Origin of the sequence: Arthrobacter sp. WCS2018Hpa-7, from assembly GCF_031843805.1 — a bacterium.
Lineage (GTDB): Bacteria > Actinomycetota > Actinomycetes > Actinomycetales > Micrococcaceae > Arthrobacter.
In genome coordinates this window covers 19,024-43,423 of sequence record NZ_JAVTJB010000006.1, presented here as the reverse complement: position 1 = coordinate 43,423, position 24,400 = coordinate 19,024, and the positions used below count along the sequence as shown (strand labels likewise).

The following is a 24,400-nucleotide window of genomic DNA, read 5'->3' as shown; positions in this document are numbered from 1 at the left end:
CCTAGCTTAGACACTGGCGGCGGCGTCCCGCCCGGCGGCCCTCCCGGTGAAAAGGCAGCCCCCAAGGAACGTCCCCTCCAAGGCCCTGTAACCGTGGATGCCACCACCGCCGAATCCGGCGGCCTCGCCAGCGGCAAAAAGGCCGGGGATGGGCTGACCATCGGTGTCCAGGACCCGTGACCGCAGATCAGTTGCGAGCCCACCCAGGCTTTTCCGGGTCAGCACTGAAAGCCGAATGGCTATCAAAGGGCCGTGGGCTGGGTCTGTGAGGCGATGCGGCGGGGCCACACGCATCAGCTTGTCGGTGGCGAACCGACGGGCAGCCCTGATGGCGGCAAGCTGGGGGTCCTTCCCAAGGCCGCTTTCCACCTGCCGGTCGCGGGCCTGGATCAGTGATTCAAGTGCTCCGGCCTCGATCAAAGAGGTGCCAACCAAATGGTTCATCCGGGCAGCGAGCTCACCAGGCGAGGATGCCTGGAGGAAGTCCACGCCCTGATCCAGGAAGCGTTGGACGGGCGTGTCGCCTGTGGGACGCAGGCGCGAAGCGAGCAGCCGGACATCCTTTCCCGTGAGATCCGGGTTCTGCTCGGAGCCGGAGAGGGCGAGTTCCTTCAGCGCGATGGTTCGATTCAAGACAAACCACGAGTAGCCATGTCCCGTCCCCACGATGTGGCGCAGTGCGCCCAACGAATCAAAGCCGGGGAAGAGCGGCGCCGGCAGCTGGCGGCCTTGGGCATCGAGCCACAGGGACGAAGGCCCCGGGAGGATGCGGATTCCATGGGCGGGCCAGACGGGATCGTAGTTGTGGATTCCTTCGGGGTAATGCCACATGCGGTCACCGTTGACCACTGCAGCTCCCACGGCCTCCACCGCCGGAAGGAACTCGCCGTCAACGGATGCAGGCACCCCGCTGAGCATACGGGCAGGTGCCGTGCCGCCAGGCCATTGGCGACGCACCGTTGCGTGATTGCCGCCTATGCCACCCGTGGTCACCACCACAGCACCGGCGTTGGCCGTGAAAGTACCAGCCGGCCGCCGTGCGGAGGGCTGGCCCCGCACCGCCGTCGACTCTTCAAGAATCTCGCCCGTGACGCCCGTGACGTGCCCCGCCGTCATGTCCAGGGACAGGGCCTTGTGCCTGAAGTGCAGGCTGACGCGGCCGGCGCGGACGCCTTCCATGACCTTGGCGAGGAACGGTTCCACCAATGCCGGCCCCGTTCCCCAGGCGACATGGAAGCGGGGGACGGTGTTGCCATGTCCCTGGGCTCCGTAACCGCCGCGTTCTGCCCACTGAACCAAGGGAAAGATCCCCACGCCAAGGCTCTTCAGCCAAGCCCGCTTCTCTCCCGACGCGAAATGGACATAGGCCTCGGCCCACTCACGGGCGTTGCTGTCATGGGATCTATCAAACGCAGCCGAGGCGAGCCAATCGGACAAGGCAAGGTCAGCACTGTCCCTGACCCCAAGCCGCCGTTGCTCAGGAGTGTCCACCATGAAAAGGCCGCCGAAGGACCAATGCGCCTGGCCGCCCACTGAGGCTTCGGGCTCCTGGTCCAGCACGGCCACCGACTTACCTGCGGCATATGCCGTAGCTGCGGCCACCAGGCCTGCTAGACCCGCGCCCACCACCACGACGTCGGCGGTGACGTCGTTATGGACCCGGCCCCCATGATCTGCATCACTATTTGTCCGCGGCATGCGTACATGCTAGCGGCATGACTGGTCACGGGTTTGGCGAGTCGTCCCTCAACCGCAAAACTAGGACTATGCGTGTTTACCCCACATTCTTCAAGCTGGCCTTCTCCTGGATGGATGCCGAAAAGGCACACAAGATCGGCTTCCAGGGGATCCGGGCGGCCCATCGCTCGGGTGCTGGCCGGGTCCTGGCCCGCCTGACGGCCCCTGACACTTCGCTTCGGACTGAGGCGTTGGGCCTGACCTTCCCGTCGCCGTTCGGCCTGGCAGCAGGCTTCGATAAGGAAGGCCACGGCATCGAGGCCCTGGCCGAACTCGGCTTTGGCCACGTAGAGGTTGGTACCATCACCGGCCAGGCGCAGCCAGGCAACGAGAAGCCCCGGTTGTTCCGCCTGATTGAGGACCGTGCGGTGGTTAACCGTATGGGATTCAACAACGACGGCGCAGCAGCCGTTGCACCCCGGCTCAAGTCAGCGCGGGCTGCTCTGCAGAGGAAGCACCCGGACGTCCGACCCGTCATCGGCGTCAACATCGGCAAGACCAAAGTGGTTGAGCTCGACGACGCCACTGAGGATTACCTCGTGAGTGCACGAAGCCTGGCCCCCGCGGCAGACTACCTTGTGGTCAACGTCAGCTCTCCCAACACACCCGGTCTTCGCTTGCTGCAGAACGTGGAAACCCTGCGGCCGCTGTTGCGGGCAGTGGGTGACGCCGCGGATGAAGCCGCCGGACGGCATATTCCGCTGCTGGTCAAGATTGCGCCGGACCTGTCCAACGACGACATCGACGACGTCGCCCGGCTGGCGCTGGACCTGAAGCTTGACGGGATCATCGCCACCAACACCACCATTTCCCGGGAGGGACTCGTTTCGGACGCCACCAAGGTGGCCTCGTTGGGTGCCGGTGGATTGTCAGGAGCACCCCTCAAGCAGCGGTCGCTGGAAGTCTTGCGCAGGCTCAAGGACGCCGTGGGTGACCAGTTGGTGCTTATCGCGGTAGGAGGAGTGGAGACTGCCTCGGATGTCCACGAGCGCCTGGAAGCGGGCGCAACACTGGTTCAGGGCTACACAGCTTTCCTGTACGAGGGCCCCTTCTGGGCTTCCAATATCAACAAGGGCCTCGCGAAGATCCGTAAGAAGGCGCGCTAAGCCCAGCCGCCCTGAAGATCAGGCATCCACAAAGAAGACCCCGGACCAATGGTCCGGGGTCTTCCCGTCGATGAAGGGGTGGGAGCGCTTAGGACGGGTACTGTCCGCGCTTCACCTGCGGCTTGGGCAGGCGGAGCTTCCGGAACTGAAGGGCGCGCATGCAGCCGTACCAAATGGAGCCGCGTTCTACCTCGCCGAATTTCTCGGTGAGGCGTTTCCTGAGCTTGCGGGAAAGGATGAAGACGTCAACGAAGACAGCCAGGAACATGATCCAGAATCCAATGAGGACGTAGCTGATGCCGGCGCTTGTGGGCGGAATGATCAGGGAAATCACCACGAACAGCAAGGCGCCGAACATGAGGTATTCACCCAAGCTGAACCGTGCGTCCACGTAATCACGGGTGTAGCGCTTCTGGGGGCCCTTGTCACGGAGGGGCAGGAATTTTTCGTCACCCGTATCCAGCGCCTGCCGCATTTTCTGCCGCTGGTCCTGGATGGCTACCCGCTCCGCAGCCTTGGAGGCTTTGCGGTCATTGGGAACCAGCGGGCGCTTGCGGGCTGCTTCCTGGTCTTTCCGCTTGGGAGTGGGGGTGCCCTTTCCGGCACCGGGCTCCGTGGCGGTGGCGTAGGCCTGGTCTACTACTGATTGAGCGCTGGGCTCTTCCTTTTTGCGTCCGAACACCCCTACAGAATACCCCTCGCTGAGGTGGCGTACGTTACGTGGACCGCTGGCGGGGACCGACGACGGGTGGCCGTGCCTGCCGAGGACGCCCAAACCCCGGCGGTAAAGTGTGGCCATGACTTCAGCACATGCGGAGATCCCGCAGAACAAGCAAGGGCACGCCGGCATTACTCCCGTGGAGGCACTTTCCGGAGCAGTCAACGATTCCTTCGACACCACCTTGGAATCCCTTAAGAACCTCGTCGGCATTCCGGGCATAGCGTGGGCAAGTTTCGACCCCAACGAACTGGACCGCAGCGCCGAAGCGGTCGCTGCACTGGTCAAGGCCACAGGTATGGAAGACGTCCGGATATTGCGGTGCGACAAAGCCGACGGTACTCCCGGTGGTCCTGCCGTCGTCGCGCGCCGTCCTGCCGAGGACGGCAAGCCGACCATTTTGCTGTACGCCCACCACGATGTTCAGCCGCCGGGGGACAGGGGCCTCTGGAACTCCGAGCCTTTCGTGGCTGAGGAACGCGACGGCCGACTGTACGGCCGCGGCGCGGCCGACGACAAGGCAGGAATCATGGCGCACCTGGCCGCCTACAGCGCCGTGACGAAAGTTCTGGGTGACGGGTTCGGGCTCGGCGTCACCTTCTTCTTCGAAGGTGAGGAAGAAGCAGGCTCGCCCACATTCCGGACCTTCCTGGAGGAACATCAGGAGCTCTTGCGGGCGGACGTCATTGTGGTTGCCGACTCCAGCAACTGGAAAGTCGGCGTTCCGGCCCTGACCACCAGCCTTCGGGGACTCGTTGACGGGACCTTCGAGGTGCGTGTCCTGGACCATGCGGTCCATTCCGGCATGTTTGGTGGACCTGTGCTGGATGCTCCCACCCTCCTGTCACGGCTTATCGCGACGCTGCATGACGACGACGGCAACGTCGCGGTTGCGGGCCTGGTGGCCCGCGACGACGTGGCCGTGGACCTGGCCGAAGAGGACTACCGCGCAGACGCTTCAGTACTGGACGGCGTGAAGCTCGCCGGCAGCGGGACCATCGCCTCCCGACTCTGGACCAAGCCTGCACTGTCCATCATCGGCATGGATGTCCCGTCCGTCGATGTTGCATCCAACACGCTGATTCCGGCCGCCAGGGCCAAGTTCAGCATGCGGTTGGCCCCTGGTCAGGACCCCGGGGCCGCAATGGATGCCCTCAAGGCACACGTCGAATCACATGCACCGTTTGGCGCCCGAGTGACGTTTACGCCGGGGGAGCGCGGCAACGCTTTTTCCACCGATACGTCCTCGGCAGCTGCAAAGGTAGCTCTTTGGGCGCTTGGTGAATCATGGGGCGTACAACCCGTGGAAATGGGAATCGGCGGTTCGATTCCGTTCATCGCGGACCTCATGGAGGTGTATCCGGACGTTCACATCCTGGTGACCGGAGTGGAAGACCCTGATTCCCGCGCCCACAGTGCCAACGAATCACTGCACATCGGAGACTTCCGGCATGCGGTGCTTGCCGAAGCGCTGATGCTGGCCCGGCTCAATGGTGAAGGACTCAACGGCTAGCAGCAGTTTGTTCCTTGGGGGCGCGCCTCGTTCCTTGGGGCGCGCCGGGAACAACCAAATGCTGTCCGTGGTTACGTAGGGAGTTATAGCTAAGCGTCTGCGCGACGTAGCATTAGGTATAACCCGTATGTAATTGGGTAAGGGCAGGCAGCGTTCCGGCGCCGCCGCCAGGAGCTTCATAAGAAGGTAGGCCAATGAGCACTGCAACCAACGAAAACAGCACCGGAGAACAGCTCGTCGCCAACGACGAACTGGCCACGCACGAGGTCAATCTGACCGACGTCGCCGCAGGCAAGGTCCGCAGCCTCCTGGAACAGGAAGGGCGCACCGACCTTCGGCTGCGCGTTGCAGTCCAGCCTGGAGGTTGCTCCGGACTGATCTACCAGCTCTACTTCGACGAGCGACTGCTTGATGGGGATGCTGTACGCGACTATGACGGCGTTGAAGTCGTCGTCGACAAGATGAGCGTTCCCTACCTCAGCGGTGCCAGCATCGACTTCGAGGACACCATTTCGAAGCAGGGCTTCACCATCGACAACCCGAATGCCGGCGGGTCTTGCGCCTGCGGCGATTCGTTCCACTGATGTGAGCCATCGCCGCATGTCGGCGCCACTTCGGGTGGGTTTAAAACCATTCGGAGCCACGGCGCTGACATGTGCGCGAAAACCGCTTGATAGCGGTAAGCTCTACATCGGGTAGTAAAACTTTTAGTGTGCCCGGTGAGCCTTCGGCCTGCCGGGAGACAGCAACAAGAGGAAGGGCCGTCTGTGAGTTCGCAGAACCGAACCGGCAGCCGACGCATAAAGATCACATCGATCACTGGCTTGGCACTAGCCGGCGCGTTGGTTTTGACCGGATGTTCACCAGAGGTAGAGAAGGGTTGGCTGCCAACAGAGCGCGGCACGACCAACCACACTGACCGGATCATGGACCTCTGGGTCAACTCATGGATCGCCGCCTTGGCAGTCGGTATCATCACGTGGGGCCTTCTGGTCTGGTGCATCATCGCTTACCGTCGCCGCAAGGGCACCACGGGATTCCCCAAGCAGCTCAGCTACAACCTGCCGCTTGAGGTCTTCTACTTGACCATTCCGCTGTTCATGGTGCTGGTGTTCTTCTACTTCACCGACCAGGACCAGCGTGCGATCGATGACCGCTCGCAGCCGGCCGACGTCGTTGTTGACGTCCGCGGCAAGCAGTGGGCCTGGGACTTCAACTACAAAAAGGGCGAGGTCATCAATGAAGACCTCCACGAGGCCGGCGTTCAGGCCCACCTGACTGGCAATGAAGTCAACAAGGAACTGCTTCCCACCCTGTACTTGCCGGTTGGCAAGTCCGTGGACCTGGAGCTGAACTCCCGCGACGTCATCCACTCATTCTGGGTTCCCGCCTTCCTCCAGAAGCGCGACATGATCCCCGGCAAGACGAACTACATCAGGTTCACCCCCACGAAGGAGGGCACCTTCGATGGCAAGTGTGCCGAACTCTGCGGTGAATACCACTCCGAAATGCTTTTCCGCGTCAAGGTTGTCTCCGAGTCTGAATTCCAGGCCCACATGGACAAGCTTCGCCAGGAAGGCAACACGGGCCTCCTCGGTGCGGAATACGACCGCAACCCGAACCTGAACGAAACCAAGTAAGGGGAGCGACGTGGCTACGTACACTCAATCCGCACCGGGGGTCCTAGAAGCTCCCGTAGTTCCTAAATCCAAGGGGCGCATCGTCGTCAACTGGATTACCTCCACCGACCACAAGACCATCGGGTACATGTACCTGATCGCGTCCTTCGTGTTCTTCTGCCTCGGTGGCGTCATGGCGCTGCTCATCCGCGCTGAATTGTTCGAACCCGGTATGCAGATTCTGCAGACCAAAGAGCAGTACAACCAGATGTTCACGATGCACGGCACCGTGATGCTCCTGATGTTCGCTACTCCGCTGTTTGCCGGCTTCGCGAACGTCATCATGCCGTTGCAGATCGGCGCCCCCGATGTCGCGTTCCCGCGTCTGAACGCCTTGGCTTTCTGGTTCTTCCTCTTCGGTTCAACCATTGCCGTCTCGGGCTTCATCACCCCGCAGGGTGCTGCTTCCTTCGGCTGGTTCGCCTACGCGCCGTTGTCGAACACGACATTCAGTCCTGGTGTCGGTGGTGACCTATGGGTCTTCGGCCTTGCCCTCTCCGGGTTCGGAACCATCCTTGGCGCCGTCAACTTCATCACCACCATCATCTGCATGCGTGCACCGGGCATGACCATGTGGCGTATGCCGATCTTCACCTGGAACACGCTGGTCACGGCAATCCTTGTCCTGATGGCCTTCCCGCCGCTGGCAGCTGCCCTGTTCGCCCTTGGTGCCGACCGACGCTTTGGTGCCCACATCTTCGACCCCGAGAACGGCGGTGCAGTCCTGTGGCAGCACCTGTTCTGGTTCTTCGGACACCCCGAGGTGTACATCATTGCGCTGCCGTTCTTCGGCATTGTCTCGGAGATCTTCCCGGTCTTCAGCCGCAAGCCGATCTTCGGTTACAAGGGTCTGGTCTACGCAACCATCGCCATCGCTGCGTTGTCCGTCACCGTGTGGGCGCACCACATGTACGTGACTGGTTCGGTGCTGCTGCCGTTCTTCGCCTTCATGACCATGTTGATCGCAGTGCCCACCGGTGTGAAGTTCTTCAACTGGATCGGCACCCTGTGGCAGGGGTCCATTACGTTCGAAACGCCCATGCTGTGGAGCATCGGCTTCCTGGTGACGTTCCTCTTCGGTGGTCTTACTGGCATCATCCTGGCCTCACCGCCGCTTGACTTCCACGTTTCCGACTCCTACTTCGTGGTGGCACACTTCCACTACGTGGTGTTCGGTACCGTCGTGTTCGCTATGTTCGCGGGATTCTACTTCTGGTGGCCCAAGTGGACAGGAAAGATGCTCAACGAGCGTCTTGGCAAGATTCACTTCTGGCTCCTGTTCCTCGGCTTCCACGGCACCTTCCTGATCCAGCACTGGTTGGGTGTCGAGGGTATGCCGCGCCGTTACGCCGACTACATGCCGCAGGATAACTTCACGTGGATGAACCAGTTCTCCACTATCTCTTCCTTCGTCCTGGGTGCTTCACTGCTGCCGTTCTTCTGGAACGTCTACATCACGTGGCGCAGCAACAAGAAGGTAGAAGTAGATGACCCGTGGGGCTTCGGCGCTTCGCTGGAATGGGCAACATCCTGCCCGCCGCCACGTCACAACTTCACTTCCTTGCCGCGTATCCGTTCGGAGCGCCCGGCGCTGGACCTGCACCACCCTGAGTTGGCCCAGGTCCACACTGCCGAGGCCCCGTCGCCTGCAGCAGCTGTTTTGGGTAACGCCGACCAGAAGGACGTCAGCAAGTGAAAATTGAATCGTGGCTCTTTGGAGCCGGAGTCTTCTTCTTCGTCCCCGTGGCCATTGCCTACGGATTCCTGACTGAATGGTCGGAGTGGGTTGGTGTCCTGGGCATCCTCCTGGTCGGTGGCTTGGCCGGCATGATCGGCGCATACCTGGGGTTCACTGGCAAACGGATCGGTCTTCGTCCCGAGGACCGTCCGGATGCCGAGGTCCACGAGGGCGCCGGCGAGCAGGGGCACTTCAGCCCTTGGAGCTGGTGGCCGCTGGTTCTCGGGCTGGCCTGTGCCGGTGGATTCCTTGGTCTCGCCATTGGCTTCTGGGTGACCTACGTCGCCGGCGGCCTCGCCCTCGTGGCGTTGGTTGGCTGGGTCTTTGAGTACAGCCGTGGCGACCACGCGCACTAGCAACTAGCACCTAACATACGAAATGGGCCCCACCTTCTGGTGGGGCCCATTTCTTTTGCCTGATAACAGACTCAGCGGGCTTCTGTGGCCCCCAGGAGGGCCGAAAGAGCGGCCAAGGCAGTCTCGGCTCCGGAAGCGGTTTGTCCGCCGAGCAGCGCGTCAGGAGCCACTTCCAGGAACACTTCGCAGCCGTGTCCGAAATCCTCGGTCATTACTTCCAGCAGGGAACGCGCATCTACAGGTTGTCCGTCCTGCTTGCGGATGGTGACCGGCAGACCGGTGTCTGTGACGGCTCGGACGAACACTGCTGCCGCCCGTGCGTGCAACCCGATTTCCGCGGCAACGACGGCTCTCTGCTCCGGCAACCCAGCTCCCTTGGTAGTCGACGGATCAACCGTCGGAAAATAGTCCATACAAGCGTAGCTTCCATGGCCTTACTGCTCCACATGAACCCCTAGTGGTCTAGACCTGAAGGGCCTCTGAATTATCCTTGAAGCATGAATCAATTGCTGGAACGCCGCAGTGCCTGAGGCGGCAAGCATTGCCGGCGAGATCGACCGCGCCAGTGGCACGCCGATTTACGTCCAACTCCGGGAGATCCTAAGGGCCTTCATTGCCCAATCCTGCCCGCCAGGTTCGGCGCTCCCCTCGGAGCGGGATTTGTCGGACCGCTTCGGTCTGGCCCGGATGACAGTGCGCCAGGCCATAGACGCCTTGGTTGGCGAGGAGGTCATTGAGCGTGTTGTAGGGCTGGGGACTTTTGTGAGGAAGCCCAAGTTGGATCTTCAAGTGAAACTCACGTCCTACAGCGAAGAGATGCAGCGCCGAGGCATGGTCCCGGCCGCAAAGGTCCTCAGCTTCGAACAGATTGCGGCGAGTGCATTCCTGGCCAGGGAGCTCCAGCTGGAGGAAGGCACGCCCTTGGTCCGGTTCAGGCGGCTGTTGCTGGCCGACAATGAGCCCATGAGCGTTGATGAGAACTTCATCCCGGCCCACCGCGTCCCCGGCCTGTTGGATGAAGCGCCGCCCACATCCCTCTACAACGTCCTTAGCGAACGCTTCGGCTTGGTGATGGAGTGGGGCGAGGACATGATTGAGGCCACCGCAGCGTCTCCCTCCACAGCCCGGCTGCTCAACGTCGACGTCGGTGCCCCATTGCTTAAGATCCAACGCCACGCCTTCGTGGCACGTGCCATGGTGGACTACTCCGTTTCCTACTATCGAGCTGACCGCTACAAGCTTTGGGTGCCTCTGCAACGTCCAGGAGTAAGGCCCACCCGCAACTACTCTTCGGGGTACCGCACTCAGCCGTAGCACCCGCTGACGGGCACCCCGGTACCCCGGTACGTCGAGTGCGTCAGTGCAGTGGAATGCTCAGGTGGTAATGGTTCTGGCACCTGAAGGGCGCTGGAACATAAAGCAGGGGCCCGGTCCAATGGACCGGGCCCCTACTTTATGAGAGTTCTAAGCGCTAGTGGCTCAGGCTCTTCTGGTCTTCGCCTGCTTCAATGGCTTCATGGTGGCCATGTGCGTGGGCGGCTTCGAGTTCGGCAGGTGATGCCGGAGCAACACGGTCCTCGAAGAACCACCTGGAAAGTGCCGCGCGGCGCTTTTCCTTGCCGGTGACAACACCGTGTTCGTTCGGCTCGGCCGGCAGGGGAGCCGGTGATTCGAAGCCAACGAGCTTGTAGCGCTTGTACTCATCCAGCGGAGCGTGGACCTCGATGAACTCACCGTGGGGGAGACGGACAATACGTCCCGTTTCCCGGCCGTGCAGGGCAATCTCGCGGTCCTTGCGCTGGAGGGCGAGTGCTATGCGCTTGGTCACGATGAATGCGATGACCGGGCCGATGAAGAACAGCGTGCGCAGCCAGTAGGTCACATCGTTGAGTGAGACGTGGAAGTGGGTGGCGATGAGGTCGGAGCCGGCGGCTGCCCACATCACGCAGTACCAAGTAAATCCTGCTACACCGATTGCTGTGCGGGTTGGCACGTTGCGGGGACGGTCGAGAACGTGGTGTTCGCGGCTGTCCTTGGTGATCCAGCGTTCGATCCACGGGTACATGAACAGGACTGTGAAGATGATGCCTGCGGGTACCAGGGCCGGCAGCAGGACATTCAGCGTCAGCACACGGCCGAAGATGACCCATTCAAAGTGGAAGTCATTGATGACACCCGGCATGAGACGCAGTGCGCCATCCACGAAGCCGATGTACCAGTCAGGCTGGGTACCAGCGGACACCGGCGAGGGATCGTAGGGGCCGTAGTTCCAGATCGGGTTGATCGTGAACGCAGCCGCCATGAGAGCCAGGACGCCGAAGACGATGAAGAAGAATCCGCCGGCTTTGGCAGCATAAACCGGGCCGAGCGGGTAGCCGACAACGTTTCCGTCGTTACGTCCCGGGCCGGGGTACTGGGTGTGCTTGTGCACGACCACCATGAACAGGTGGATCACGATCATCAGAAGAATGAGCGCGGGGACCAGCAGGATGTGCAGCACATACAGGCGGCCGATGATGGCTGTACCCGGGAATTCTCCTCCGAAGAGGAAGAACGAGATGTAGGTTCCGATCACCGGGATGGACTTGATAACGCCGTCGATGATGCGCAGGCCGTTGCCGGAGAGCAGGTCATCGGGGAGTGAGTATCCAGTGAAGCCGGCCGCCATCGCCAGGATGAGCAGCACGCCGCCCACTACCCAGTTCATTTCGCGCGGCTTGCGGAAAGCACCCGTGAAGAAGACACGCAGCATGTGGACGCCCAAGGAGGCCACGAAGAGCAGGGCTGCCCAGTGGTGAACCTGGCGCATGAACAGACCGCCACGAACATCAAAGGAGATGTTCAGCGACGAGCTGTAGGCAACGGACATTTCGACGTTGTACAGCGGTGTGTACGAACCCTGGTAGTGGGTTTCCGCCATCGACGGATCGAAGAAGAAGGTCAGGAAGGTGCCTGACATCAGCAAGATGACGAAGGAGTAAAGCGCCACCTCACCGAACATGAACGACCAGTGGTCGGGGAAGACCTTCCGGCCGAACTCACGCAGGATGCCGGAGCCACCCACGCGCTCGTCCACGAAGTTGGTGAAACTACCAACCTTTGTCTTCGGAACGAAGGGGGCTTCAGCTGTTGATGAGGCGCTCATGCTCGTCACGCTCCCAGTAACTCGGTCCTACAGGTTCTCTGAAGTCGCTGGTCGCGACGAGGTAGCCCTCTGCATCAACTGCAATCGGCAGCTGGGGGAGCGGACGGCTGGCCGGTCCAAAGATGACCTTGCACTCCTGCGTAAGGTCAAACGTGGACTGGTGGCACGGGCACAGAAGGTGGTGCGTCTGCTGCTCGTAAAGAGCAACGGGGCAGCCAACGTGCGTGCAGATCTTGGAGTAAGCAACGATTCCGTTGTAGCTCCAGTTTTCACGGCCCTCTGAGGGGTGCAGCGAGTTTGGATCCAGGCGCATGAGCAGGACGACGGCTTTGGCCTTTTCGTTCAGCTTGCCTTCGTGGAGCTCGTTGAGACCTTCGGGAATGACGTGGAAGGCGGAACCGATGGTGACATCGGAGGCCTTGATGGGAGTGCCATCGGGGTCGCGGGTCAAGCGCTTGAGCTTGCCGCCCTCAGGAGCCCACATGGTGTGTGCCAGAGCATCGTCAGGACGCGGGCCCAAATCGCCGAAGATGGCGAGAGCGGGGAGCGGGGCAAGCGCAACGGCACCAAGAAGGGTGTTGCGGATCAACGGGCGGCGCTTGATGCCGGTTTCTTCGACGATGTCGTCGACGATCCGGACAGCAGCCTGGCGATCCTCTTCGGTACGGATGGCGTGGCGCTCTTCAGACACTTCGTGATCGGGCATCAGGGCCTTGGCCCAGTGCACGATGCCGGTGCCGATGCCAAGCATTGCGAAAGCCGTGCCGAGCCCCAGAAGGAGGTTCTGCGTGCGGATGGTCGCAATGGTGGTGTCGTCGCCCAGGTCGATGGCGAAGTACGCCACCAGGAAGACCAGCGTGCCAATGACGGAGGTGCCAAACAGAATGGCTACCTGACGCTCGGCTCGCTTTGCGGCTACCGGGTCCGTGTCAGCCAGGCGCAAACGATGCGGAGGGAGTCCAGGATCCTGGAACTTCTCCACCTCATTCTGACCAGCCGTAGCTACGGTGCCCGAGTGGTTCGGACTGCCGTCACTATGGTTGCCCATAATTCGCCTCATCCTTCTCTCGTTGTCTCGGCCGGGGCCGAGTTATTTGCAGTTTCAAACTGCTGACTGTGCAGCAGAAGTTTTGTTGTGTCCGGATCAGGACGTGCGGGACGTCAACCAGATGGTGAATGCGATGATGACACCCAAGCCGGCTACCCAGACAAAGAGGCCTTCAGACACCGGGCCGAGTGCTCCCAAGTCCGCGCCACCGGGTGAACCGTTGGCTTCGATGGTCTTCAGGAAGGTGATGATGTCGCGCTTGTCTTCAGGAGTGACGTTGGAATCACTGAAGACAGGCATGTTCTGCGGTCCAGTCACCATGGCCTCGTAGATGTGCTCGGCGCTGACACCGGCCAGTGCGGGAGCAAACTTGCCGCGGGTCAGTGCGCCGCCGGCAGCGGCTGCGTTGTGGCACATGGCGCAGTTGACTCGGAAGAGTTCGCCACCGTTGGCGGCATCTCCCTTGCCGTCGAGGAGGTGTTCCTCGGGGATGGCCGGGCCTGCTCCGAGGGAAGCAACGTAAGCGGACAGTTGCTTGGTCTGCTCTGCGTTGAACTGGGCGGGCTTCTGCTGGGCCTGCGGTCCGCTCATCTGCATGGGCATACGACCGGTACCAACCTGGAAGTCAACAGCTGCAGCGCCCACGCCGACCAGCGAGGGGCCGTCCTGGGTTCCGGACGCACCCATGCCGTGGCAGGTGGCGCAGTTGGCGGCAAAGAGCTTGCCGCCTTCTTCTACGTCACTGGCGCTGAAGCTGGTGGTGTCGGCCTTGGCCTGGTTGACAGTTGTGGCAACGGCGTAGAGCCCACCAGTGAGGAGGAGGCCCATCAACAGCAGCGCAATGGCTGCCAGTGGGTGACGTCGCTTCTGCGATAGTGCCTTCACGTGGTGGTTCCTTTATTCGATCCTGCGTCGGCTCCGCGAGCCGCTTCTTGAAATTCTGCCTCTTGTAGAAAAAGAGTCAAAGCCGGGCTTACTTGAGGACGTAGATGACCAGGAAGAGGCCGATCCAGACAACGTCGACAAAGTGCCAGTAGTACGAGGTGACGATCGCCGACGTCGCTTCAAAGTGCCCGAACTTCTTGGCAGCGAAAGCGCGGCCGATGATGAACAGGAAGGCGATCAGACCGCCAATGACGTGCAGGCCGTGGAAGCCGGTGGTCATGTAGAAGGCGGAGCCGTAGGCGTTGGAGGACAGGGACACGTGCTCGGAGACGAGCATGGCGTATTCCGTGGTCTGTCCGGCTACGAAGAAGGCACCCATGATGAAGGTGAGGACAAACCATTCGGACATGCCCCAGCGGGTGAATTGGAGCGGGCGGCCGGTACGGCGCGGTTCGAGCCGTTCGGCGGCAAAAACGCCCATCTGGCAAGTAAACGAACTTGCCACAAGGACGATCGTGTTGACGAGCGCAAACGGGAAGTTGAGCTTGGCCGTCTCCTCGGCCCACATCAGTCCGGATGTGGAGCGCAGGGTGAAGTACATGGCAAAGAGGCCGGCGAAGAACATCAACTCACTGGACAGCCAAACAACGGTTCCAACAGAAACCAGGTTGGGGCGGTTCAGCGTCGGGTGCGCCGGGGTACTGGGGGCATGGGTCGCAGATGTCACAAGGACATTATGTCTGTAAAAGTCCAGAGTTCCCAATGCAAACCACCGATTCGGGAGACTTTTTCTACAAAGACGCGAAATCGCGCGGAAAAGTTCCCGGCTCCGTTCACATTGGTCATCGGCGTGGCAGGGTCGATAGCATCAGTGGGTGACTTCTCCGGCATCGGCACCTGCAGCCAGCAATACCTGGCCAGGGCTCATCTCAGCACTGATCAATGGCGACGACCTTGCGGTGGGCAATACAGAGTGGGCCATGAACACCATCATGTCCGGCGAAGCCACTCCTGCGCAGATTGCCGGGTTCCTGGTTGCCCTCCGGGCCAAGGGCGAAACGGTGGAAGAGTTGGCCGGCTTGGTTCAAGCCATGGTCCAGCACGCCAATCCGATCGGCATCTCCGGGGAGAAGCTCGACATCGTAGGGACAGGTGGGGACCGGCTCAACACCGTGAATATCTCCACCATGGCGGCGCTTGTTGCGGCCGGCGCCGGCGCCAAAGTTGTCAAGCACGGCAACAGGGCCGCTTCATCGACCTCCGGTTCGGCGGACGTTTTGGAGGCCTTGGGCGTGCGCCTGGACCTCTCGATCGAGCAAGTTGCCCGGAACGCTGAAGAGGCAGGTATCACCTTCTGCTTCGCGCAGGTTTTCCACCCATCGTTCCGGCATACGGCCGTACCCCGCCGGGAATTGGCCGTTCCCACGGCCTTCAACTTCCTGGGCCCCCTGACCAATCCGGCTCACGTACAGTCCTCGGCTGTGGGCGTCGCCAATGTCCGGATGGCGCCCTTGGTGGCCGGCGTGCTGGCCCATCGTGGCAGCCGTGGCCTGGTGTTCCGTGGAGACGACGGACTCGATGAGCTCACGCCCACGGGACCGTCCACAGTCTGGGAAATCAGGAACGGCGCAGTCTCCGAGCAGGTGTTTTCTCCGGCCGAGCTTGGTATCGGGCCCTCTACGGTGGCGGATCTCCGCGGAGGTGACGCTGCGGCCAACGCACGGGTTGTCCGCGAGATTCTCGAGGGAAAGACCGGCCCGGTGCGGGACGCCGTCCTCCTCAATGCCGCTGCAGGTCTGGTGTCCTTTGACCTGGCCGCCGAGGGAAGCCTGACCGAGCGCATGCGCGCAGCGTTCGCCCGGGCGGCCGAGTCGGTTGACTCGGGGAAAGCCGCCGAAGTCCTTGCTAAATGGACGGATCTCAGCCGGAGCGAAGCGTAGGAAAGGTGCTCGTTTACTCGAAGCCGAGCGCGAACGCCGCATCAAGGTCGTGCTGCGAATAGGCCCGGAAGGCAATGTGGGTGGTGGTATGGACCACTGAACCCACCTTCGACAACTTGTCGGCGATGACGTCGGCCAATTCTTCGTGCTTGGTCACCCTGGCTACCGCTATGAGGTCCCATTCACCGGTGACCGAATAGACCTCACTGATGCCTTGAATAGCAGAGATCTGCTCTGCGGTCTCCGGGATGCGTGACGCATCTGTCTTGATCAGGACGAAAGCGGTGATCACGTGGGGCCTTTCCGAAAAAAGCATCATTGCGGACTGTCTCAGCCTAGTGCATCGGCAGGGGACAGACCCTGTTCAAACGCGGCGTTGACGCCTCCGGGACGCGTGTAACCAGAGCGTGGCTACGGCCCGGTAGCCGAGCAGGAAAATTCCGAGGGTGATCAACGCGACCACCACGAAAGGCAGGACCACCGTTTGGCCTGTGACACCGCGGAGCAGCATTCCCACCAGCACTGCGCCGATCCAGACGAGGACCCCCGTTGGCCATACAGCAAAGGGTGCGCGCCAGGCGCGCGTTGCCAGCCAGGCAAGGGCTGCTCCGGTCAGGAAGGGCCACGCCGTGATGAAGGCGCCGGAGACTATGTCTCCGCGGGCGTGCGCGTCCCTGCCAATGGCAGCGAACACAAGAATCAACAGAACGTCCGCGATGGCTATGGGTATCCACAGTCGTGATGGTGAAGGCATGCATCTGACACTATCGGGGGTGTCACCCCGACGCGAAGTCGCTTTCGCATGAGTGGAGCGTTGTGTGTGGCGGCTCACAGTACTAGCGTCTGTCTGGGGAGCAGGGCTTCCCCCGATCGCTGAGGAGTGCTTCATGCAGAGGATTTCCACCTGTTTATGGTTCGACGGCCAGGCGGCCGAGGCAGCAGAGTTCTACACATCGATTTTTGATAAATCCTCCATAGGACAAATTATGCCCGGGCCTGATGGCCAAGCACTGACCGTTGAATTCGAGATCGATGGCCGGCCGTTCATGGGCCTCAATGGTGGACCGGCCCACAAGTTCAATGAGGCCGTCTCCCTGATGGTGAACTGCGGTTCCCAGGATGAGGTGGACCGTTACTGGGAGGCTCTCCTCGCCGGGGGTGAGGAGAGCATGTGCGGGTGGCTGAGGGACAAGTTTGGGTTGTCGTGGCAGATTGTCCCCACAGCCATGTCTGCCCTTTTGGGTGGCCCGGATCCCGACGGGTCACGGCGAGCCATGGAGGCCATGATGCAGATGCGGAAACTGGACATCAACGTTCTTCAAAGGGCGTACGACGGCGGCTGATGACTTCAGGAGCAGGCGCCAACTGCCGCTGTTGGCCCGGCCCCTCAGTGACGAACGCAACACAGCGACGAACCAAACACCATCCAGAAGGAGACCGACCAATGACCACCCGCCTCAATCCGTACATCTCATTTCGGGACAATGCCCGCGATGCCATGACCTTTTATGAATCTGTTTTTGGCGGTGACCTGAACATCAGCACTTTCGGCGACTACCAGGCGGGCGAGGATCAGGCGGAGGCCGGGAAGGTCATGCATGCCATGCTGGAAACGCCGGGTGGATTGACGCTCATGGCTGCTGACACCCCCAACGGCATGCCGTACAACCCCGGCGATAACGTTTCTGTCTCTCTCAGCGGCGAAGCCGCGGACGAGAGTGAACTCCGTGGCTACTGGGACAAGCTGGTGGACGGCGGTACCGTTACCGTACCGCTTGAAACGGCACCTTGGGGCGATACCTTCGGAATGTGCGTTGACAGGTTCGGCATTGCGTGGCTCGTGAACATCGCCGGCGCGCAACAAGGGGAGCAGCCCTCGGAATAGCGCCACAAGATGTTGATGAATGCCCCGCTCCTTCAGCGGGGGTGGGGCATTCGCTGGTTAAGTCAGCTCGTCCGCTTGCCGCTGGGATCAAGCCGATGACCCATGTGTTTCGGGGTGCGCAGGACTATGGATCGATCCATGATCTCGGCAAAAGGCAGTCTCTCGCCCAGTTGCCGCTCCAGCACCGTCATGTCCTCGACCCGGCGCAGCCATACGGACATGATGATGGAGTACATGCCTCCAGTGGTCGTGACCAGGCGGACCTCCTCCAGGCCCGACAATCTCCGCGCCACCACTTCCACCTTGGTGGCCGGTACCCGCATGAAGTACCAGACGCACACCGGCCACGGCGTGTAGGACCGGGCAACCTCCAGCCGCAAAACCAGGCGCTCCTCGGCGATCACCGTGGACACGGCGTTCCTTGCTTTCGCCGGACTGATGTCCAGCACCCCGGAAATCTTCGCTATCGAGGCCCGGCCATCCGCCCTGAGCAGAGAGGCAAGGTGTTTCTCGTGCTCGGCGGTTATACCGCGGCCCGTCGACGCGGGCTGCGGCAGGTTGCGCTCCAGCAGCCGTGCTTCGTCACCTTGAAGTGACCGCAGCCGCCACTGTTTTGCGTCGGTCAACAGTTTGATGGACCGGTGCGTGCGCGTGCTCCGAATTCCTTCCACGGTGCAAAGCCGCTCAAGAAGGAAGTGGCCCAAGTCAGCCTCTGTGCGGCACAAGACGGTGACCACCAGATCCCTGCCACCTGCCGTCTGGTCGATGGACAAGACTTCCTGGTCACCAGCAAGTTCTTCAGTCGCTCTAAGGATGCTTGCCGGTGCGCAGTCGATTTCCACGATGGCTCCGGAATATCTGGTCCCCGTGCCCTGATAGGACGTGACCCACGCCAAGCCGGCCTCTCTCAGAACTTTCCATCGCCGGGCAAGAGTCACGGCGTCGGCGCCGACAATAGGCGCCAGCGCAGCCCATGGTGCCCGGGGGCGTATCTGGAGGGCATGGAGCAGGCGAAGGTCCCGCTCGTCAAGGTCGTAATCCTGCATGGATCCCTTACTTCTATTCACAAACCTGCATTGTGAGCGTATTCAATCATTGACTGCCTAGTTTTTGGGGCGCCCCACACCCAATTTCGAAAGGCAGAAATGTCGCATCAATCCACAACACCGGCAGTCCAACCCCCCACATCGGGTGTTGGGACCCCCGCCGGGCGGAGTGGGCGGTTAAAGGCGACAGCAGCGAAGCCACACCGCGGTGATCCGAATGATGTCCTGTTGGTTGACCTGGTTCGCCAGGGGGACCTGGCGGCCTTCAGTGAGCTGTACCGAAGCCATTTAACGGTGGCGGGCTACGTAGCGCGTGCTGAAATGGACAACTCCAGCGACGCGGAAGATGTGGTCGCGGAGGCTTTCGCCTCGGTGTTGGAGGCCTTACTGGCAGGCAAGGGGCCCCGGGAGTCCTTTCAGGCGTATCTGACCACCACCGTCCGGCGGATGGCGCATCGCAGGAACATCCGAAGCCGACGGACTGCCACCTTGGGCTATGGCAGCGTTATGGATGCTCTGGTCCTCGATGAAAACTCAACGATCAAGGCCTTTGAGGCAACGATATTGATGCGTGCCTTCCGTTCGTTGCCGGTGCGGTGGCAGGCCGTGCTGTGGTGTGTCGAAGTTGAGGGTCTGAAGCCGGCGGCCACAGGGCGTGTCATGGAACTGAGCCCTAACGGGGTTTCCTCATTGCTTATCAGGGCGAGGGAGGGCCTGCGTCAGGCATACCTCCAGGAACATGTGGGCCGGACGCCCGACAGTCCGTGCACTGACTTCTCCCGGCATTTCGGCAAGTTCGTTCGAGACGCAGTGCGGAAGGCTGCGCGGCAACGCATTGCCCACCATCTGGCCGGCTGCCCCCGTTGTGCCGACGTGGTTGCTTACCTCAAAGAGATCGATGAAGCCATGACTGAGCGGCCCAGAAGCGATGCTGCGTCGGTGACCTGAGGCAGGGGACTGACCGGTACCTTGCACGCATTCAACCCAGTTTGTTAGTATGTCAGGACAAACTATTGAAGGGTTCGATATGCCACTGGTTCGAATTGATGTTATCGCTGGCAGGAGCCCGGAAGTTCTGGGCGGTATCAGCCGAAGCATCCATGATGCGATTCTTGCTGAGTACGGTATCCCTGAGCGCGACTACTTCCATATCGTTACGGAGCATGCCGCGGGCCAGATTTTCGCCCAGGACGCCGGGCTGGGTTTTGAGCGGACGTCGAACGTCGTCATGATTCAGATCTTCACCCAGGGAGGGCGGAGCCAGGAGGCGAAGCAGTCCCTTTATGCCGCGATTGCCGCCCGGCTGGGTGAGGTCGGGATCGCTGGCGAGGATGTGTTCCTTGGGTATGTGGAGAACACTGCAAGCGACTGGTCTTTTGGCTTTGGCCGCGCCCAGTATGTGACGGGCGAATTGTCGGTTCCCCGAAAGTAGCCCCTGCCGCCACTCTCAGCGGCGTCGCGCCCAAACCCCGCGGCGCGCGTCTTCCCGAAAGCCTTTCATGGCGACTAGGTTTCGTTGTAAATATGTCAGTACAAACCTTTGACAGGACATTGATTCTGGTGCAGAGTAGTCATGTGGCCCCGCTCACTGAGGGGTGGCAAGGCATTGGGGCCCAGCGCTCAAAGGTTCAGAGTTCACAAGAGAAAGGTCAACGATCATCGTGACCCACGAACTGCTTACGATCGGGCGCATCAGCGTTGATATCTACCCGAACGACATTGGGGTGGACCTGGAGGACGTGACGTCGTTCGGCAAATACCTTGGAGGTTCGCCCTCCAACGTGGCCGTTTCTGCCGCTCGTCATGGTCGCCGCACGGGAATCATTACCCGCACCGGGGACGACGCGTTCGGCAACTACCTCCACCGGGAACTGCGCAAGTTCAACGTGGACGATTCTTTTGTCTCCCCGGTCAAGGAGTACCCCACGGCCGTGACTTTCTGCGCGATCAAGCCGCCGGAAGACTTCCCCCTGTACTTTTATGGTCGTTTTCCCACCGCCCCGGATCTGCAGATCAGGGCTGAAGACCTCGATCTTGTGGCCATCCGTGACGCAGGGATCTTCTGGTCCACGGTCACCGGCCTTTGCCAGGAACCGAGCCGCAGCGCCCACATCAAAGCGCACGAAGCCCGTCCCCGTATCGAACTCAAGGATGGCCAATTCACCATCCTGGATCTGGACTACCGTCCTATGTTTTGGGCTTCCGAAGAGGAGGCGCGTGGGGAGATTGCGAAAGTTCTCCCGCACGTGACTGTGGCGATCGGCAACGACAAGGAATGCGCTGTCGCTGTGGGGGAGGGAACTCCTGATGAGCAGGCGGACCGCCTGCTGGCTGCCGGCGTCGAAATTGCTGTCGTGAAGCTCGGGCCCGAAGGTGTCATGGCCAAGACCCGTACCGAACGCGTGGTTTCCGCCCCGGTCCCCGTGGAAACCGTCAATGGCCTGGGTGCCGGCGATTCCTTCGGCGGCGCTTTCTGTCACGGTTTGTTGTCGGGGTGGCCGCTTTCCGAGGTGCTGGACTACGCCAACGCCTCCGGTGCGATCGTCGCTTCCCGCCTATCCTGCGCCGATGCAATGCCGACGCCGGATGAGGTCACCTCGCTGCTGGCAGAGCGTGGCAGGCCTGTGCCCGGTGCTGCACTTACGGCGTCCACCCTTGCTGAAGGAGCAGTGCGATGAGCCTGAATGATGACCCCCGCCGGTATGAGCACTTGAGCCGGGTCCGGTTGGAAGATCCGGAGGCGGTAGCACGGGCAGCCGCCACCCGGCGCAGGCATCCAGGACTGAAGCACGGTACGCAGAACTTTATCGTTGCAGCGGACCACCCGGCCCGCGGCGCACTGTCCGTTGGTTCGCAGCCGATGGCCATGGCTGATCGCAGAGACCTTCTGGATCGTTTGCAGATTGCTTTGTCGAATCCGGCCGTTGACGGCATTCTGGCCTCGCCGGACATCATGGATGACCTCCTGCTCCTGGGTGCCCTCGAAGGCAAGCTCGTCTTCGGTTCCATGAACCGCGGCGGCCTGGCCGGACTGGTCAATGAATTCGACGACCGCTTCACCGGACACACCGCGGCCGCCTTGGATGCGCTCGGTGCGGACGGCGGAAAAATGCTGACGCGCATCTGCTTGGGCGATCCGGACACCGTGGCCACCCTGGAGTCAACGGCCAAGGCCATCGACTCCTTGGCTGAACGCAAACTCATTGCCATGGTGGAGCCCTTCCTCTCGGTGCGTGACTCGCATGGCAAAGTGCGCAACGACCTCCGCGCGGACGCGGTTATCAAATCGGTTGGCATCGCCGAAGGCTTGGGTTCGACCAGCGCTTATACCTGGATGAAACTGCCTGTGGTGGAAGAGATGGAACGTGTCATGGCCTCCACCACGCTTCCCACCGTATTGCTGGGCGGAGACCCTGCCGGGACGCAGGACGAGATCTTCGCCAGCTGGCAGGCAGCCCTGGCACTGCCCGGCGTTCAGGGACTCACCGTTGGGCGGACACTTCTTTACCCGGCCGACGGCGACGTGGCCGGTGCCGTGGCGACGGCCGCCTCGCTGCTGAACCATACGGCGCCTACGGCGACCGTTTCAGGAGATCGAGGCTTGTCAGAACGTATTCCAGTGAAAGTATCGGAGTAGCTAGCAATGGGTACAGCAACCCGTCGGATGACCGTGGCGCAGGCCGTGGTCGAGTTCCTTTCCAAGCAGTACACCGTGGACTCCATCAATGGGGTGGAGTACCGTGAGCGGTTGATTCCGGGTACCTTCGGCATTTTCGGTCACGGCAATGTGGCCGGCGTCGGCCAGGCGCTCAAGCAATACCAGGCCGTGGACCCTACGATCATGCCGTACTACCAGGGCCGCAATGAGCAAGCCCAGGTACATCAGGCCGTTGGGTACGCCCGGCACACACGCCGTCGCCAGACGTTCGCCATCAGCACCTCCATCGGTCCGGGCTCCTCGAACCTGCTCACCGGTGCGGCCCTGGCCACCACCAACCGCTTGCCCGTGTTGCTGTTGCCAAGCGACACGTTCGCCACCCGCGCCGCTGACCCCGTGCTCCAGCAGCTGGAACTCCCGTACGCGTATGACATCACCGTCAACGATGCGTTCCGCCCGTTGTCCAGGTTCTTCGACCGGGTGTCCCGTCCGGAGCAGCTGTTCTCCGCGTTCCACCACGGACTGCGGGTCCTGACGGACCCGGCCGAGACCGGCGCTGTGACCATTTCGCTGCCGCAGGATGTCCAGGCCGAGGCCCTCGACGTTCCCGAAGAGTTCCTGGCCGAGCGGGAGTGGCGGATCCGCCGACCCGAGGCCGAGGACGACGACATTCGCCGCGCCGTGGAGGCCATCCGCGCCGCCAAGCGCCCGCTGATCATCGCGGGCGGTGGCGTCCTCTACGCCTACGCCAACGACGAGCTCGCCAGGTTCGCTGAGCTGACAGGCATCCCGGTAGGCAACACGCAGGCAGGCGTCGGCGTCCTGCCGTGGGACCACAAGTTCTCCCTCGGTGCCGTCGGTTCAACCGGTACGACGGCGGCCAACGCCATCGCTGCGGAAGCGGACCTCATCATCGGGATCGGCACGCGGTACGAGGACTTCACCACCGCGTCCCGCACGGCGTTCCAGAACCCCGACGTGCGCTTCGTGAACATCAACGTCGCCCCTATCGATGCTTACAAGCACGGCACCACACTGCCGATCGTCGCCGACGCCCGCAAGGCACTGGTGAAGCTCAACCAGGCGCTGGGCGATTACCGCGTCGGCGCTGACCTCGAACAGAAGGTCGAAGCCGAGAAGAAGCGCTGGAACGCGATCGTAAACGAGGCTTTCGAGACCCGCTACACTCCGCTGCCGGCCCAGAACGAGATCATCGGCGCGACCAACAAGGCCATGGATGACCAGGATGTGGTGATCTGCGCCGCGGGATCGCTCCCCGGTGACCTGCACAAGATGTGGCGCGTCCGCGACCCCTTCGGATACCACGTGGAATACGCCTACTCCTGCATGGGCTACGAAATCCCCGGCGGCCTGGGCGTCAAGCGCGCAGCCCTGGCCGAAGCCGCCGGTGGCGGCGTCGACAGGGATGTCGTTGTCATGGTGGGGGACGGCTCCTACCTGATGATGCACACCGAACTGGTCACCGCCGTCGCCGAACGCATCAAGCTGATTGTGGTCCTCATCCAGAATCACGGCTACGCCTCCATCGGTTCGCTCTCCGAATCCCTCGGTTCGCAGCGCTTCGGCACGCAGTACCGTGTGCTGGACAAGGAGCAGCACAGCTTCGACGCCGGCGAGAACCTTCCCATCGACCTCGCCACCAACGCCGAATCCCTCGGTGCGAGAGTCATCCGGATCGAACCGGGGGAGCACGTCATCGAAGCCCTCGGCGCTGCCATCAAGGAAGCCAAAGCCGCTCCGGAAACCGGGCCGATCGTCATCCACGTCGAGTCCGATCCTCTGCTGGACGCACCGAGCTCCGAGGCCTGGTGGGACGTTCCCGTCTCGCAGGTCTCCGACCTCGAATCCACCCAGCAGGCATACAAGACGTATACCGACCATAAGAACCGCCAGCGCAAACTGCTCGGCTAGAAACCCAAAGACCA

25 protein-coding genes are annotated in these 24,400 nt (G+C 61.7%); 15 read left to right on the top strand and 10 right to left on the bottom strand.

Going from position 1 to position 24,400, the window contains the following annotated elements; all coding sequences use genetic code 11:
- Positions 1–6: 6 nt before the first annotated feature.
- A complete protein-coding gene (locus tag RQH14_RS08800) occupies positions 7–1,698 on the bottom strand; it encodes an FAD-binding dehydrogenase (RefSeq protein WP_311212908.1) in 1,692 nt (563 codons plus the stop codon).
- A gap of 68 nt (positions 1,699–1,766) precedes the next feature.
- Between RQH14_RS08800 and RQH14_RS08795 the strand changes: the two genes are divergently transcribed.
- Entirely contained in the window at positions 1,767–2,843 is a 1,077-nt protein-coding gene (locus RQH14_RS08795; RefSeq protein WP_311212907.1) for a quinone-dependent dihydroorotate dehydrogenase, read from the top strand.
- Positions 2,844–2,931: 88 nt separating this feature from the next.
- Here RQH14_RS08795 and RQH14_RS08790 read toward each other — a convergent pair whose 3' ends face one another.
- Positions 2,932–3,525 carry a DUF3043 domain-containing protein gene (locus tag RQH14_RS08790; RefSeq protein ID WP_311213068.1) on the bottom strand — a complete coding sequence of 198 codons (594 nt, stop codon included), beginning with the start codon at positions 3,523–3,525 and terminating at the stop codon, positions 2,932–2,934.
- A 115-nt stretch (positions 3,526–3,640) separates the two neighbouring features.
- Here RQH14_RS08790 and RQH14_RS08785 point away from each other — a divergent pair, with 115 nt between their 5' ends.
- From RQH14_RS08785 to RQH14_RS08765, 5 genes are all read left to right on the top strand, one after another.
- Complete coding sequence (locus RQH14_RS08785; RefSeq protein WP_311212906.1) at positions 3,641–5,074, top strand: dipeptidase; 1,434 nt, start codon at positions 3,641–3,643, stop codon at positions 5,072–5,074.
- 194 nt (positions 5,075–5,268) lie between these two features.
- Positions 5,269–5,658 (top strand): iron-sulfur cluster assembly accessory protein, encoded by a 390-nt coding sequence (locus RQH14_RS08780; protein ID WP_026540757.1) that lies wholly within the window; start codon positions 5,269–5,271, stop codon positions 5,656–5,658.
- 183 nt (positions 5,659–5,841) lie between these two features.
- On the top strand, positions 5,842–6,714 hold the full coding sequence (gene coxB / locus RQH14_RS08775; protein ID WP_089595186.1) for a cytochrome c oxidase subunit II: 873 nt from the start codon (positions 5,842–5,844) through the stop codon (positions 6,712–6,714).
- A 10-nt stretch (positions 6,715–6,724) separates the two neighbouring features.
- The gene (gene ctaD, locus RQH14_RS08770) at positions 6,725–8,449 is read left to right on the top strand and encodes a cytochrome c oxidase subunit I (protein WP_089595185.1); all 1,725 of its coding nucleotides are present in this window, start codon (positions 6,725–6,727) and stop codon (positions 8,447–8,449) included.
- Positions 8,446–8,847: a cytochrome c oxidase subunit 4 gene (locus tag RQH14_RS08765; RefSeq protein WP_231342844.1), complete on the top strand. Its 402-nt coding sequence runs from the start codon at positions 8,446–8,448 to the stop codon at positions 8,845–8,847. The genes ctaD and RQH14_RS08765 overlap by 4 nt, the downstream gene beginning before the upstream one ends.
- Positions 8,848–8,918: 71 nt before the next feature.
- Here the strand turns inward: RQH14_RS08765 and RQH14_RS08760 are convergent, their stop codons facing one another.
- Entirely contained in the window at positions 8,919–9,212 is a 294-nt protein-coding gene (locus RQH14_RS08760; protein ID WP_311213067.1) for an HPr family phosphocarrier protein, read from the bottom strand.
- A gap of 157 nt (positions 9,213–9,369) precedes the next feature.
- On the opposite strand from RQH14_RS08760, the gene RQH14_RS08755 reads away from it, so the two are divergent.
- On the top strand, positions 9,370–10,161 hold the full coding sequence (locus RQH14_RS08755; RefSeq protein WP_311212905.1) for a GntR family transcriptional regulator: 792 nt from the start codon (positions 9,370–9,372) through the stop codon (positions 10,159–10,161).
- Positions 10,162–10,318: 157 nt separating this feature from the next.
- Here the strand turns inward: RQH14_RS08755 and RQH14_RS08750 are convergent, their stop codons facing one another.
- The 4 genes from RQH14_RS08750 to RQH14_RS08735 form a co-directional block, all read right to left on the bottom strand.
- Entirely contained in the window at positions 10,319–11,992 is a 1,674-nt protein-coding gene (locus RQH14_RS08750) for a cytochrome bc complex cytochrome b subunit (RefSeq protein WP_311212904.1), read from the bottom strand.
- Entirely contained in the window at positions 11,970–13,040 is a 1,071-nt protein-coding gene (locus RQH14_RS08745; RefSeq protein WP_310204608.1) for a Rieske 2Fe-2S domain-containing protein, read from the bottom strand. The genes RQH14_RS08750 and RQH14_RS08745 overlap by 23 nt, the downstream gene beginning before the upstream one ends.
- A 96-nt stretch (positions 13,041–13,136) precedes the next feature.
- The gene (locus tag RQH14_RS08740; protein ID WP_311212903.1) at positions 13,137–13,925 is read right to left on the bottom strand and encodes a c-type cytochrome; all 789 of its coding nucleotides are present in this window, start codon (positions 13,923–13,925) and stop codon (positions 13,137–13,139) included.
- Between the two features lie 88 nt (positions 13,926–14,013).
- Complete coding sequence (locus tag RQH14_RS08735) at positions 14,014–14,688, bottom strand: heme-copper oxidase subunit III (RefSeq protein WP_175493422.1); 675 nt, start codon at positions 14,686–14,688, stop codon at positions 14,014–14,016.
- Positions 14,689–14,800: 112 nt separating this feature from the next.
- Here RQH14_RS08735 and trpD point away from each other — a divergent pair, with 112 nt between their 5' ends.
- Entirely contained in the window at positions 14,801–15,865 is a 1,065-nt protein-coding gene (gene trpD / locus RQH14_RS08730; protein WP_311212902.1) for an anthranilate phosphoribosyltransferase, read from the top strand.
- Between the two features lie 13 nt (positions 15,866–15,878).
- Here the strand turns inward: trpD and RQH14_RS08725 are convergent, their stop codons facing one another.
- Both RQH14_RS08725 and RQH14_RS08720 read right to left on the bottom strand, forming a co-directional pair.
- Positions 15,879–16,157 (bottom strand): Lrp/AsnC family transcriptional regulator, encoded by a 279-nt coding sequence (locus RQH14_RS08725; protein ID WP_026540747.1) that lies wholly within the window; start codon positions 16,155–16,157, stop codon positions 15,879–15,881.
- A 72-nt stretch (positions 16,158–16,229) separates the two neighbouring features.
- Positions 16,230–16,619 (bottom strand): DUF3054 domain-containing protein, encoded by a 390-nt coding sequence (locus RQH14_RS08720; protein WP_311212901.1) that lies wholly within the window; start codon positions 16,617–16,619, stop codon positions 16,230–16,232.
- Positions 16,620–16,752: 133 nt separating this feature from the next.
- On the opposite strand from RQH14_RS08720, the gene RQH14_RS08715 reads away from it, so the two are divergent.
- Together RQH14_RS08715 and RQH14_RS08710 are read left to right on the top strand one after the other, a co-directional pair.
- A complete protein-coding gene (locus RQH14_RS08715) occupies positions 16,753–17,208 on the top strand; it encodes a VOC family protein (RefSeq protein WP_311212900.1) in 456 nt (151 codons plus the stop codon).
- Positions 17,209–17,309: 101 nt separating this feature from the next.
- Complete coding sequence (locus tag RQH14_RS08710; RefSeq protein WP_311212899.1) at positions 17,310–17,750, top strand: VOC family protein; 441 nt, start codon at positions 17,310–17,312, stop codon at positions 17,748–17,750.
- Positions 17,751–17,812: 62 nt separating this feature from the next.
- On the opposite strand, the gene RQH14_RS08705 is transcribed toward RQH14_RS08710, so the two are convergent.
- Positions 17,813–18,796, bottom strand: a complete 984-nt coding sequence (locus RQH14_RS08705) for an Lrp/AsnC family transcriptional regulator (protein WP_311212898.1) — start codon at positions 18,794–18,796, stop codon at positions 17,813–17,815.
- 228 nt (positions 18,797–19,024) lie between these two features.
- Between RQH14_RS08705 and RQH14_RS08700 the strand changes: the two genes are divergently transcribed.
- The 5 genes from RQH14_RS08700 (at position 19,025) to iolD (ending at position 24,386) form a co-directional block, all read left to right on the top strand.
- The gene (locus tag RQH14_RS08700; protein ID WP_311212897.1) at positions 19,025–19,744 is read left to right on the top strand and encodes a sigma-70 family RNA polymerase sigma factor; all 720 of its coding nucleotides are present in this window, start codon (positions 19,025–19,027) and stop codon (positions 19,742–19,744) included.
- 79 nt (positions 19,745–19,823) lie between these two features.
- Positions 19,824–20,228 (top strand): tautomerase family protein, encoded by a 405-nt coding sequence (locus RQH14_RS08695; RefSeq protein WP_311212896.1) that lies wholly within the window; start codon positions 19,824–19,826, stop codon positions 20,226–20,228.
- Between the two features lie 229 nt (positions 20,229–20,457).
- Positions 20,458–21,474, top strand: a complete 1,017-nt coding sequence (gene iolC, locus RQH14_RS08690; RefSeq protein WP_311212895.1) for a 5-dehydro-2-deoxygluconokinase — start codon at positions 20,458–20,460, stop codon at positions 21,472–21,474.
- Complete coding sequence (locus RQH14_RS08685) at positions 21,471–22,433, top strand: deoxyribose-phosphate aldolase (RefSeq protein ID WP_311212894.1); 963 nt, start codon at positions 21,471–21,473, stop codon at positions 22,431–22,433. The genes iolC and RQH14_RS08685 overlap by 4 nt, the downstream gene beginning before the upstream one ends.
- A gap of 6 nt (positions 22,434–22,439) precedes the next feature.
- A complete protein-coding gene (iolD, locus tag RQH14_RS08680; RefSeq protein WP_311212893.1) occupies positions 22,440–24,386 on the top strand; it encodes a 3D-(3,5/4)-trihydroxycyclohexane-1,2-dione acylhydrolase (decyclizing) in 1,947 nt (648 codons plus the stop codon).
- Positions 24,387–24,400: the final 14 nt, after the last annotated feature.

Bases quoted from the DNA above. Each gene is read 5' to 3' on its own strand.
- RQH14_RS08750 (WP_311212904.1), bottom strand. From the start codon at position 11,992: ATGAGCGCCTCATCAACAGCTGAAGCCCCCTTCGTTCCGAAGACAAAG.
- RQH14_RS08785 (WP_311212906.1), top strand. From the start codon at position 3,641: ATGACTTCAGCACATGCGGAGATCCCGCAGAACAAGCAAGGGCACGCC.
- RQH14_RS08705 (WP_311212898.1), bottom strand. From the start codon at position 18,796: ATGCAGGATTACGACCTTGACGAGCGGGACCTTCGCCTGCTCCATGCC.
- RQH14_RS08795 (WP_311212907.1), top strand. From the start codon at position 1,767: ATGCGTGTTTACCCCACATTCTTCAAGCTGGCCTTCTCCTGGATGGAT.
- RQH14_RS08685 (WP_311212894.1), top strand. From the start codon at position 21,471: ATGAGCCTGAATGATGACCCCCGCCGGTATGAGCACTTGAGCCGGGTC.
- RQH14_RS08745 (WP_310204608.1), bottom strand. From the start codon at position 13,040: ATGGGCAACCATAGTGACGGCAGTCCGAACCACTCGGGCACCGTAGCT.
- iolD (WP_311212893.1), top strand. From the start codon at position 22,440: ATGGGTACAGCAACCCGTCGGATGACCGTGGCGCAGGCCGTGGTCGAG.
- RQH14_RS08800 (WP_311212908.1), bottom strand. From the start codon at position 1,698: ATGCCGCGGACAAATAGTGATGCAGATCATGGGGGCCGGGTCCATAAC.
- RQH14_RS08715 (WP_311212900.1), top strand. From the start codon at position 16,753: ATGCAGAGGATTTCCACCTGTTTATGGTTCGACGGCCAGGCGGCCGAG.
- RQH14_RS08710 (WP_311212899.1), top strand. From the start codon at position 17,310: ATGACCACCCGCCTCAATCCGTACATCTCATTTCGGGACAATGCCCGC.
- RQH14_RS08720 (WP_311212901.1), bottom strand. From the start codon at position 16,619: ATGCCTTCACCATCACGACTGTGGATACCCATAGCCATCGCGGACGTT.
- RQH14_RS08695 (WP_311212896.1), top strand. From the start codon at position 19,824: ATGCCACTGGTTCGAATTGATGTTATCGCTGGCAGGAGCCCGGAAGTT.
- RQH14_RS08780 (WP_026540757.1), top strand. From the start codon at position 5,269: ATGAGCACTGCAACCAACGAAAACAGCACCGGAGAACAGCTCGTCGCC.